This window comes from Aedoeadaptatus acetigenes (assembly GCF_025566985.1).
In the GTDB taxonomy this organism is placed as follows: Bacteria; Bacillota; Clostridia; order Tissierellales; family Peptoniphilaceae; genus Aedoeadaptatus; species Aedoeadaptatus acetigenes.
The window spans coordinates 67170-77489 of the sequence record NZ_JAOQJD010000011.1; the positions used below are offsets into that span (position 1 = coordinate 67170).

The following is a 10320-nucleotide window of genomic DNA, read 5'->3' on the forward strand; positions in this document are numbered from 1 at the left end:
TTCATCGTCCTTTCTATTGGATGAATCGGGCAATATCGCCGAAAATCGTCACGTAAATCATGAGAGCAAAGAGCAAGACAAAGCTTGCCACGGAAAGCCCCTGTTCGATTCGTTCGTTTACCGGTTTGCCCGTGATTCCTTCGATTAGGATAAACACGAGCTTGCCTCCGTCGAGGGCGGGAATGGGCAGCAGGTTCATAAAGCCCAGATTCGCCGAAATGTAGGCCGTGATAAACATCAAAGAGCCGAACCCGTACTTTGCCGAGTCGCCGATCACTTTCACCACGCCTACGGGGCCGGACAGATTGTCTACGCCCAGGTTTCCCGTAAATAATTTCCCTAAGACGTCGAAAATGGTGACGATAACTTTCCCCGTCATCTTGAATCCGTCGCCCATGGCTTTTACCGGATGCTTTTCGCTGGTGGGTTGTATGCCCACGATGGGGCGACCGTCTTTTTCTACGGGCTTTACGGTAAAATCGAGAATTTTCCCTTCGCGATCAATGCCGATGGTAATGGGATTTTTCGAAGACGCCACGGTTTTGGAAAAAGCGTCCCAGTCCTTTATTTCCTTTCCGTCGACGGAGCGAATGGCGTCCCCTTTTTGAATTCCCGCCACGGCCGCCGGGGAATTCGGAATCACTTCGTCCACGATTTTCGTCGGATAGCCGGTGATTAAGAGAAAAAGAGAAAAGGCCACGATGGCCAGGACAAAATTCATGCCAGCGCCGCTGACGATGACCGCTGCCCGCTTCAATAGACTCGCGTTATTGAACGACCGCGGGTCGTCCGATGCCGACTCTTCCCCTTCCATGGCCACATAGCCGCCGATGGGCAACGCCCGAAGGCTGTATTGGGTTTCTTCCGTTTGTTTTTTATAGATTAAAGGGCCCATGCCGATGGCGTACTCATTCACGCGAATACCGACGGCCTTTGCCACAGCAAAATGGCCGAATTCGTGTATGGCGATAATTAGTATAAAGACAAAAAGTGAACCGAAAAGGGTCGTCATATAACCTCCTAAAGTGAAAAGCGGAACAGAATATAGACCATGGGTATGATTAAGAGCATGCTGTCGAAGCGGTCCATGAATCCGCCGTGGCCCGGTAAAAAGTGGCCGAAGTCCTTAATCCCCATGGCGCGTTTAATTTTCGATGCAAACAGATCCCCCAGCTGCGCCGTAACGGAGGCGAGGCCGATAAAGAGCACGTGGATCAGCGTAATGTGAATGTCGAAAATCATGCAGTAGATCAAACCGCATAGCATGGTACCCGCGACGCCGCCCAACGCGCCCTCCACGGTTTTGTTCGGGCTGATGGTGGGACACAGCTTGTGTTTTCCGAAAGCCATTCCCGTCAAATAGGCGAAAGTATCCGTGGCAATGGATATGACGAATACCAGATAAAGGTAACGCGTCTTGTCCAAAGCCATGATGGGGAACAAAAAGGTGGGCACATAGATCAGTATGAGGGCAGAGATACCCATATCTTCGATCGTAAAATCATCCTCTTTTAAATAATACAGTATGAGGAAAAACAAAGGGATGGTAAATGCCACAAACCACGGCCAGCCTCGCTCGTACACCACAAAGTGAAAGGCACAGGCAAGGAGAATGTAGTGCTCGGGAATGTTATTGCCCTTGTGTTTAAAGGCGGAAATCAGTTCGTGACACAGAGCCAGGGAAAAGAAGAGAACGGCACATTGCAACACCATTCCGCCGAAATAGAGAATCGCCACTAAAAGAGCGATGAGAACCAAGGCCGTCGTCGTTCGTTTTAACAGATTACTCAATTATACGCCTCCAAATCGCCTGTCCCTCGTTTGATAATCGTCTATGGCTTTCTTTAATGTGTCTTCCGTAAAGTCCGGCCAAAGAATATCCGAGAACCAAAATTCCGCATAGGCCAATTGCCAGAGCATAAAATTGCTGACCCGCAGCTCGCCGCTCGGACGGATCAACAGATCCAGGGGCGGCTGGTTTTTCGTATAAAGCTCCCTTTCGAAAGCTTCTTTATCGATGGCATCGACGGAAATCTCGCCGTTCACGGCTTTTTGCGCCAGCGATTTTGCCGCACGTAGGATTTCATCCTGCCCCCCGTAGTTCAAGCCGATATTTAAGATGAGATCCACGTTGGATTCGGTGCGCTCGACGGCGCCTAAGACCATCTTTCGGGTCTTTTCGCCTAATGCGGACAGGTCGCCCATAATGTTCAGCTTCACGCCGTTTTCGTCCAATTCGTCAATGTATTGATCGATAAATGTGCGCAAGAGAAACATAAGGTTTGACACTTCCTGCTCCGGGCGCTTCCAATTTTCCGTGGAAAAGGCGTAGAGAGACAGATAGGGGATATTCAATTTGTAGCAGGCCCTTACGATTTCCAAAACCCGCTTCACGCCCTCTTTGTGGCCGTAAGTGCGCGGCATATTGCGCGCCTTTGCCCAGCGGCCGTTGCCGTCCATGATAATGCCCAGGTGTTTGGGCATGGCTTTTTTTTCAGAATCCATGATTTCTCCTAAAAAGAAAGAACCCCCTTAGGGGGCCCTATTCAGTTGTATTTAAATTTCAAGCAATTCGTCTTCCTTTGCCTTCGCAATGGCGTCGATGTTTTTAACGGCGGCGTCGATGATCTTCTGAATTTCTTCTTCGTAATCTTTTTGATCATCTTCGGAAATTTCCTTGTTCTTTTCCGCTTTTTTAATCAAGTCGATGGCGTCGCGACGAACGTTTCTGATGGCAACTTTCGATTGTTCGGCATCTTTTCCTACGACTTTGATCATTTCCTTGCGTCGTTCTTCCGTCAACGCGGGAATCGCCAAGCGAATCAATTTGCCGTCGTTGGATGGATTCAGGCCCAGATCCGATTTTAAAATTTCTTTTTCAATGGCGGGGATCAAGGATGCGTCCCAGGGTTGAATGGTCAACAGACGCGCTTCCGGTGCCGTAATGCCGGCAACTTGATTTAACGGCGTTTGTTGGCCGTAGGCTTCCACGGTAATCCGGTCCAAGAGGGACGGATTGGCGCGGCCGGCGCGAATGGATGCCAATTCTTCCTTTAAGCGATCGGCAGTCTTTTCCGTTTTGGTTTGAACTTCTTTTTTGACTTCGCTAAAATCCATACAAAATCCTCCTTATTCAACACGGGTCCCCAGTTCCTTGCCCATGGCCGCGTCGAAAAGATTGCTCGATTCGTCGATGCCGAAGACAAGTAGGGGGATTTCATTATCCATGCATAGAGAAGTGGCTGTCGAATCCATGATTTTTAAATTCTTGCTGAGAATATCGAAATAAGACAAATTGTCGAATTTCACTGCGTCGTCGTAGACATTGGGATCGGAATCGTAAATGCCGTCGACGCCTTTTTTCGCCAGCAGAATGACTTCCGCGTCGATTTCCGCCGCGCGAAGGGCTGCCGTGGTGTCCGTGGAAAAATAGGGATTGCCGATGCCTCCGGAGAAAATGACCACGCGGCCTTTTTCCAGGTGGCGAATGGCCCGGCGACGAATGTAGGGCTCGGCCACTTGTTTCATTTCGATGGCCGTCATGACCCGCGTCACAACCTCCATTTGCTCCAGGGCATCTTGAAGCGCCAGGGCGTTCATGACCGTGCCGAGCATTCCCATGTAGTCGGATGTGGCTCGGTCCATTTCCTTGCTGTCCCGGCCACGCCAGAAATTGCCGCCGCCGACGACGATGCAGGTTTCCACACCAGCCTCGGAGATGCGCTTGATCTCACGAGCGAAGAGCCTGACCACAGAAGAATCGATGCCGATTCCTTTTTCTCCCGCCATGGCTTCCCCGCTGAGTTTTAAGACGATCCTCTTGTATTTAGGTTCCATGGTCCGGGTCCGCTTATTTCATTTGTTTTGCAACTTCTTCGGCGAAGTCTTCGGAGCGTTTTTCCATGCCTTCACCGACTTCATAGCGGCAGAAGCGACGGATGCTGATCTTTTCGCCGATTTTTGCGATAAGTTCGGTTAATAATTCGTTTACGGTCTTGTCGCCGTCTTTAATGAAGGGTTGATCCAAAAGGACGATTTCTTTGTAGAATTTTTCCAAACGGCCTTCGACCATTTTTTCTACAATGTGTTCCGGTTTGCCTTCATTTAACGCTTGTTCCTTTAAGACGGAACGTTCGTGATCCAATTCGTCTTGGGGAACTTCGTCGCGGGTAACGTATTTCGGGTTGACGGCAGCCACTTGCATGGCCATGTCGCGAACAAATTCTCTGAAGTCTTCGTTTTTGGCGACAAAGTCGGTTTCGGTGTTGACTTCGATCAAAACGCCGATGCGGTTGTTGTGGATGTAGCTTTCTACAATCCCTTCCGCTGCGATGCGATCGCTCTTCTTAGCGACCTTGCTGAGGCCTTGTTCTCTGAGGATGTCGGCGGCGCGATCAATGTCGCCGTTGGATTCCTTTAAGGCCTTCTTGCAGTCCATCATGCCTGCGCCGGATTTGTCTCTTAATTCTTTTACCATTTTTGCAGAAATTTCCATTTTAAGTCCCCTTTCAGATACGAGTTGCACTCTCAAAAAAATAAGAGTTCCATTGGCCAGAACTCTTATAATTTGCCTTATTCTTGTTCTTTTGTATCAGCCGCACTATCCGTGATTTGATTTTCAGTTTCTTCAGATGCTTCAGGTGCTTCAGCTTCTTCTTCAGCGTGATCTTGTGCCCCTTGTTTTCCTTCGAGAACGGCGTTAGCCATGGTTTCCGTAATTAATTTTACGGCACGAATGGCGTCGTCATTGCCGGGGATGGGGTAATCCAATTCATCGGGATCGCAGTTAGTATCGAGAATACCGACGATGGGAATACCGAGCTTTTGCGCTTCTTTAACGGCGATATTTTCTTTCTTCGGATCGACGACGTACATGACATCGGGCAGACCGTTCATGTCTTTAATGCCGCCTAAGAATTTTTCAAGACGTTCTCTTTCGTGACGAAGGCCGATAACTTCCTTCTTGGGAAGAACGTCGAAGCGACCGTCTGTTTCCATTTCTTCCAAATCTTTCAGACGAGCGATTCTCTTCTTTATGGTTTGATAGTTGGTGAGAAGACCGCCTAACCAACGTTGGTTAATGTAGAATTCTCCGCAACGCTTAGCTTCTTTTTCGATGGCATCTTGCGCTTGCTTTTTGGTACCGACAAATAAAACTTGTCCGCCGTTTTGAGCGGTTTCGCGAACGAAATCGTAGGCTTCTTCGATTTTGCCGACGGTTTTTTGTAAGTCGATAATGTAAATACCGTTGCGTTCGGTGAAGATGTATTTCTTCATCTTCGGGTTCCATCTTCTGGTTTGGTGACCAAAGTGTACGCCGGCTTCAAGCAGGCTCTTCATAGATACTACAGACATATTACCTCCAAATGTTTTTTCCTCCACAGCCCGTATGAACAAAGCGACCCTCAGGCAACGGCCAGGTTCTGAGGCTGTGTGCGTATTTGTACCGATATATTATAACACGCGCGCCCTACCCTTGCAAGAATCCTTTCTCTTTTTTCGGCGCCGGATTGTGGTATACTTTCAGAAAAAGGAGGAACTATGAATTTCAACGAACAATTAAATGCATATGCTGAATTACTGATAAACACGGGCCTTTCTCTTGAAAAAGGACAGGACCTTGTGATCCAAAGTCCCATCGAAGGAAGGGACTTGGTCGTCGCCTGCGCCGAAGCGGCTTACGCCCAGGGCGCCGCCGACGTGCGCGTCATTTGGTCCGACGATGCCCTTACCCTTTTAAAATACGAACATGCATCGGAAGAGGTGCTTAACACGGTTCACGATTTCGATACGGAATTGTATCGCCACTACATTGAAAACGGCGCCGCCTTTTTATCCTTTACGGGATCGGATCCGGATTTGTTAAAGCAAATCGATGCCCACAAGCTTCAGGAAGCGTCCATGAGCCGTTCCAAGGCCATGCGCTTTTACTCCGAGGCCATCATGAAGGACGAAAATCCCTGGACCGTCGCAGGCATCGCTACGGAGGCCTGGGCGAAGAAAGTCTATCCCGAAGATGACACAGACGTTGCCGTTAAAAAGTTGTGGCAGGCGATTTTCGATATGTGCCGCGTCTCTGAAAGCACCATCGCCGATTGGAAAAAGCACACGACGACGGTGGACGGACAGGCGAAGAAGCTGACGGAAGCCGCATACAAATCCCTTCACTACAAAAACAGTTTGGGAACGGATCTGACCATTACGCTTCCCGAGGGCCACATTTGGGCCGGCGGCGGCTCCACTTTGCCCGATGGCCGCTACTTCGTGGCAAATATCCCGACGGAAGAAGTCTTTACCCTTCCCCACCGCGCCGGGGTCGACGGCGTCGTTCACGCCTCCATGCCTCTCGCCTACAACGGCAATGTCATCGACAACTTTTGGCTTCGTTTTAAGGACGGGAAGGTCGTCGATTTCGACGCCGAAAAGGGAAAAGATGTTCTCGCCCGTTTGCTCGACACCGACGAGGGCGCCGGACGCTTGGGCGAGGTAGCTCTCGTTCCCTACGATTCGCCGATTTCCAATCGCAATCAACTTTTTTATAACACCCTTTATGACGAAAACGCCTCTTGCCATTTGGCTCTCGGCAAGGCCTATCCCACCAATCTTAATGGCGGCAGCGATTTAAATGAGGATGCGCTTTTAGAACGAGGCGCAAACAACAGCTTGATCCACGTGGACTTTATGGTGGGCACAGCGGATCTTTCCATTACGGCGACCACGGCAGATGGCGACGAAGTGCCGATTTTTGTAAACGGAAATTGGGCAGAATAAAAGGACATCAAACGGTGCCCGAAAAGAAACCCCCCGCTTAACCGGGGGTTTTCTAATGCAAAAAAAGCTTCCGAAAAATCGGAAGCTTTTTTCTTATACTTCTTCAGAAGTTGCGATAACTTCTTTGCCATCGTAGTAGCCGCAGCTCGGGCAAATACGGTGGGGTAACTTCGCTTCGTGGCAATTGGGGCACTCAGCGACAGTCGTTTTATTCAGACGATAAGAAGATGCACGTCTCTTGTTTTTACGTTGTTTCGAAGTTTTACTCTTAGGTACTGCCATGTCTACACCTCCCTATCTCTTATGCTTTTTCATCAAATAGATTTTTTAAGGATTCAAAGGGGCTGATGCCTTCCGATTCACAATGGTGATCGGGATGTTCGTTTAAATCCTCACCACAGACCGGGCAAAGTCCCTTGCAATCATCATCACACAAAACTTTGATCGGTACGGATGTTATCACTTGCGAGAATACTATTTCCGCCAACGGAAATTCATCCAAAGCTTCGACGAGAAGCACGTTCGCTTCGTCGTCCTCTTCCTCATCGGTGGTTACGACCACGTGAGATTCGCTGTCGATGGTTTCTTCCACCATCTTCAAGCAGCGATCACACGGGGTTTTGATGTCGTAGGTCACATGAACGTCGACTTCTAAGTCCCCATCAACTTTATAGATGTCCATATCGTAGTCAACGGGATCGAGAAGATCGAGACCTTCTAAATCCAAGGGACTGTCTTCTTTCATCAGCTGACCCTCGACGTGTTTGTGGATGTCACTTCCCTGTAAAAAATCAGAAAATTCTCTACGCAAAGGTATCACCTCTAAAACTGCTGCAAGCTATTATATGATAAGAAACGGCCTCTTGTCAAGGAATTTAAACGAGTTTGGCCGTTTCCATGGCGATTTTCAATTCTTCGTTGGTGGGAATAACCAATACGGGAATGGAAGAATCGTCGGCACTGATGACAGCTTCTTTGCCGCGCATGTCGTTTTTGTCGCGGTCGATCTTGATGCCTAAGGAAGCCAAGCCGCCTGCGACGCGTTCTCTCGTGGAAATGGAGTTTTCGCCGACGCCGGCCGTAAAGATAATGCCGTCGCAGTGATCCATTTCGGTTAAATAGGCGCCGATGAATTTGCGGACGCGGTTTTCGAAAATATCCAGAGCCAGTTGTGCCCGTTCGTTGCCCTTTTCAGCTGCTTCTTCCAAGTCTCTGAAGTCGCTGGATACGCCGCTGATGCCCAAGACACCGCTCTTTTTGTTCATAACATTAGACATTTCCTCGGTCGAGAGGTTTTCTTTGTCCATAATGAAGGGAACGATGGCGGGGTCCATGTCGCCGGTACGGGTACCCATGGCCAAGCCTTCGAGGGGCGTAAAGCCCATGGTGGTGTCGTAGCATTTTCCGCCGACGACGGCGCTGATGCTGGAGCCGTTACCTAAGTGGCAGGTAATTAAGTTCACATCGTCAAGATTTTTGCCGAGCATTTCAGCGGCACGTTCCGTAATGTATTGGTGGCTGGTGCCGTGGAAGCCGTAGCGACGAACTTTGTATTTTTCGTAGTATTCGTAGGGAAGGGCATAGATGTAGTTTAATGCCGGAATGGTTTGGTGGAAAGCCGTGTCGAATACAGCGACCATGGGGATGTCGCCCATGATTTCCTTGCAGGCTTCGATACCGATAATGTTCGGCGGATTGTGCAGGGGTGCGATTTCAACATTGTCGTTAATGGCTTTCATGACCTTTTCGTCGATGATCACCGATTCGGCAAATGCTTCGCCGCCGTGTACGACGCGGTGGCCGACGGCATCGATTTCGTCTAAGCTCTTAACGGCGCCGTATTCAGCGTGTTGTAAAGAATCCAAGACGATTTTAAGGGCTGCCTTGTGATCGGCGAGCATTTCTTCGATGACGATTTCGTCTTTGCCGGCTGCTTCGTATTTTACGCGGCCGCCTTCGATGCCGATCCGTTCGGCTAAACCTTTGGCGAGAACTTTCTTATCTTCCATATCGATTAACTGGTATTTCAGAGAAGAGCTGCCACAGTTAATGACTAAAATTTTCATGTATTTCCTCCTTAAGCATTTTCATTTTGACCGCAGTTATTATATCATATAATCGTTCCTTGTCGAAGAAAAGAGATGAAAAGGATTGAAATCATGCCCTATGCACTCATCGTGGCGGAGACCAACCCTCCGCACTACGGCCATACATACTTAATCCAACGCGCCAAAGAAAGCGGCTATGGCGTCGTGGTTTTAATGAGCGCCTCTTTTACGCAGCGGGGCCTGCCCGTTGTGACGGACAAGTTTACGCGGGCGAATGACCTTGTGAAAAACGGTGCCGATGTGGTGATTACCCATCCGGTGCAGTCGGCCACCTCCGGCGGCGAGTATTTTTCCCGCGGCGCCATGGCTGTGGCAAGTCGATTGCCTTTTATCGACGCCGTCTTTTGCGGCACGGAATTCGGCGACAGGGCGACTTTCGATGCCATTTACCGTTACGAAAAGACCGAAGCCTTTCACTCCCGCCTAAAAGCGGCCATGGAAAGCGGCACATCCTATGCCGCGGCGTACAAAGAGGCTTTGGAGGCGGAGGACAAATCTTGGCCTTCGGTGTTTCAGTCCAACGCCCTATTGGCTTACGGCTACTATAAAAGCTTGAAGCAATTGGCACCGATGATTCCCCTCGTGATGGTTGAGCGTGCCCAAGACGGCGAGAAGATTTGCTCCGCATCGGCCATTCGTACCATGAATGACCCCTATCAAATCAAGCATTTCTGTGCGGGATCTCCGCCTCAATACAAAGAATCGGAGTTGGTCGAATCCCTCTACCGCTTCTACCGCGGCCTGTGGCTCTCCTCTCCCCCGGACCTCACATCCTTTGCCGGCTACGAAATCGGACTGGACAAGCGAATCCGCGCCTGTTTGCGCGAAGCGAAGACCTATGATGAATTTTTTGACCTGGTGAAGACTCGGCGCTATTCCCGCTGGCGCATCGCTCGTCTCATGCTCCACGCATCCCTCGGATTGGATAAGGCGTCCGTCGAGGCGGCCATGGCCCGTCAGCATACCTTTCAGGTCTTGGCATTTTCCGACGAAGGGAAAGACTATCTTCGCAAGGCGAAGGATTCGTCCGTTACCTTACTTACCAATTTCAAACAAGTGAAAAAATGCTCTCTCGATGAAAGGCGGTTCTTGGCTTTCGAAGAAAAAGCCACAGACCTTTGGAGCGTCCTCACCTCCGGGGATATGGGGCGGGACTTTCGAGGCTTTTGAGCAATAAAAAAACGGCGCGAGGCCGTTTCAGACTGCAGACAAACTCCGAATAAATCTCGGGGTTTGTCTCTTTTTTATGTTGTCAATCCATTTTCTCCATAAATCAGCAAAAGAAGGGCCGCAGTCTCCCCTCTCCCGATCTCTTCGATCCATCATCAGTGCCAGTTTTTTCATGTTCATGCATGCAAAGGTCAGCACCGCTTTCAGGTCCATTTTCTTTCGTCCACGCTGGTTGGTGTAGCGAAGGCCATGGTATTCTTTGGCGCTGCCG

Annotated in this window: 12 protein-coding genes and 1 pseudogene; 2 read left to right on the top strand and 11 right to left on the bottom strand. The window is 49.7% G+C overall.

The annotated features are described in order from the left end of the window. Nucleotides 1-13: 13 nt before the first annotated feature. The 7 genes from rseP to rpsB all read right to left on the bottom strand — a co-directional run bounded on the left by rseP (nucleotide 14) and on the right by rpsB (nucleotide 5355). A complete protein-coding gene (gene rseP / locus OCV31_RS07260; RefSeq protein ID WP_148473874.1) occupies nucleotides 14-1012 on the bottom strand; it encodes an RIP metalloprotease RseP in 999 nt (332 codons plus the stop codon). A gap of 8 nt (nucleotides 1013-1020) precedes the next feature. Beyond that, nucleotides 1021-1791, bottom strand: a complete 771-nt coding sequence (locus tag OCV31_RS07265) for a phosphatidate cytidylyltransferase (RefSeq protein WP_148473876.1) — start codon at nucleotides 1789-1791, stop codon at nucleotides 1021-1023. Beyond that, nucleotides 1792-2505: an isoprenyl transferase gene (locus OCV31_RS07270; RefSeq protein WP_148473878.1), complete on the bottom strand. Its 714-nt coding sequence runs from the start codon at nucleotides 2503-2505 to the stop codon at nucleotides 1792-1794. It lies immediately after the preceding gene. A 51-nt stretch (nucleotides 2506-2556) separates the two neighbouring features. Beyond that, nucleotides 2557-3117, bottom strand: a complete 561-nt coding sequence (frr, locus tag OCV31_RS07275; protein WP_148473880.1) for a ribosome recycling factor — start codon at nucleotides 3115-3117, stop codon at nucleotides 2557-2559. A gap of 12 nt (nucleotides 3118-3129) precedes the next feature. After that, a complete protein-coding gene (gene pyrH, locus OCV31_RS07280) occupies nucleotides 3130-3837 on the bottom strand; it encodes a UMP kinase (protein WP_108831732.1) in 708 nt (235 codons plus the stop codon). 13 nt (nucleotides 3838-3850) lie between these two features. Continuing rightward, complete coding sequence (gene tsf, locus OCV31_RS07285; protein WP_108831731.1) at nucleotides 3851-4495, bottom strand: translation elongation factor Ts; 645 nt, start codon at nucleotides 4493-4495, stop codon at nucleotides 3851-3853. A 77-nt stretch (nucleotides 4496-4572) separates the two neighbouring features. Then, nucleotides 4573-5355 (bottom strand): 30S ribosomal protein S2, encoded by a 783-nt coding sequence (gene rpsB / locus OCV31_RS07290; RefSeq protein ID WP_108831730.1) that lies wholly within the window; start codon nucleotides 5353-5355, stop codon nucleotides 4573-4575. A gap of 186 nt (nucleotides 5356-5541) precedes the next feature. Here rpsB and OCV31_RS07295 point away from each other — a divergent pair, with 186 nt between their 5' ends. Next, nucleotides 5542-6771: an aminopeptidase gene (locus tag OCV31_RS07295; protein ID WP_148473882.1), complete on the top strand. Its 1230-nt coding sequence runs from the start codon at nucleotides 5542-5544 to the stop codon at nucleotides 6769-6771. A gap of 93 nt (nucleotides 6772-6864) precedes the next feature. Here OCV31_RS07295 and rpmF read toward each other — a convergent pair whose 3' ends face one another. The 3 genes from rpmF to OCV31_RS07310 all read right to left on the bottom strand — a co-directional run bounded on the left by rpmF (nucleotide 6865) and on the right by OCV31_RS07310 (nucleotide 8837). Continuing rightward, nucleotides 6865-7053 carry a 50S ribosomal protein L32 gene (gene rpmF / locus OCV31_RS07300; RefSeq protein ID WP_077075207.1) on the bottom strand — a complete coding sequence of 63 codons (189 nt, stop codon included), beginning with the start codon at nucleotides 7051-7053 and terminating at the stop codon, nucleotides 6865-6867. 19 nt (nucleotides 7054-7072) lie between these two features. Further along, complete coding sequence (locus tag OCV31_RS07305; RefSeq protein WP_267303868.1) at nucleotides 7073-7582, bottom strand: YceD family protein; 510 nt, start codon at nucleotides 7580-7582, stop codon at nucleotides 7073-7075. 64 nt (nucleotides 7583-7646) lie between these two features. After that, on the bottom strand, nucleotides 7647-8837 hold the full coding sequence (locus OCV31_RS07310; RefSeq protein WP_148473887.1) for an acetate kinase: 1191 nt from the start codon (nucleotides 8835-8837) through the stop codon (nucleotides 7647-7649). Between the two features lie 75 nt (nucleotides 8838-8912). Between OCV31_RS07310 and OCV31_RS07315 the strand changes: the two genes are divergently transcribed. Further along, on the top strand, nucleotides 8913-10049 hold the full coding sequence (locus OCV31_RS07315; RefSeq protein ID WP_148473889.1) for a nucleotidyltransferase family protein: 1137 nt from the start codon (nucleotides 8913-8915) through the stop codon (nucleotides 10047-10049). A gap of 27 nt (nucleotides 10050-10076) precedes the next feature. Here the strand turns inward: OCV31_RS07315 and OCV31_RS07320 are convergent. Continuing rightward, nucleotides 10077-10320: pseudogene (locus OCV31_RS07320) on the bottom strand (hypothetical protein); the annotation flags it as partial.

Excerpts from the sequence above, each read along its gene's own strand:
- OCV31_RS07295 (WP_148473882.1), top strand. The coding sequence starts at position 5,542 with ATGAATTTCAACGAACAATTAAATGCATATGCTGAATTACTGATAAAC.
- OCV31_RS07315 (WP_148473889.1), top strand. The coding sequence starts at position 8,913 with ATGAAAAGGATTGAAATCATGCCCTATGCACTCATCGTGGCGGAGACC.
- rpsB (WP_108831730.1), bottom strand. The coding sequence starts at position 5,355 with ATGTCTGTAGTATCTATGAAGAGCCTGCTTGAAGCCGGCGTACACTTT.
- OCV31_RS07270 (WP_148473878.1), bottom strand. The coding sequence starts at position 2,505 with ATGGATTCTGAAAAAAAAGCCATGCCCAAACACCTGGGCATTATCATG.
- rseP (WP_148473874.1), bottom strand. The coding sequence starts at position 1,012 with ATGACGACCCTTTTCGGTTCACTTTTTGTCTTTATACTAATTATCGCC.
- tsf (WP_108831731.1), bottom strand. The coding sequence starts at position 4,495 with ATGGAAATTTCTGCAAAAATGGTAAAAGAATTAAGAGACAAATCCGGC.
- OCV31_RS07310 (WP_148473887.1), bottom strand. The coding sequence starts at position 8,837 with ATGAAAATTTTAGTCATTAACTGTGGCAGCTCTTCTCTGAAATACCAG.
- pyrH (WP_108831732.1), bottom strand. The coding sequence starts at position 3,837 with ATGGAACCTAAATACAAGAGGATCGTCTTAAAACTCAGCGGGGAAGCC.
- frr (WP_148473880.1), bottom strand. The coding sequence starts at position 3,117 with ATGGATTTTAGCGAAGTCAAAAAAGAAGTTCAAACCAAAACGGAAAAG.
- rpmF (WP_077075207.1), bottom strand. The coding sequence starts at position 7,053 with ATGGCAGTACCTAAGAGTAAAACTTCGAAACAACGTAAAAACAAGAGA.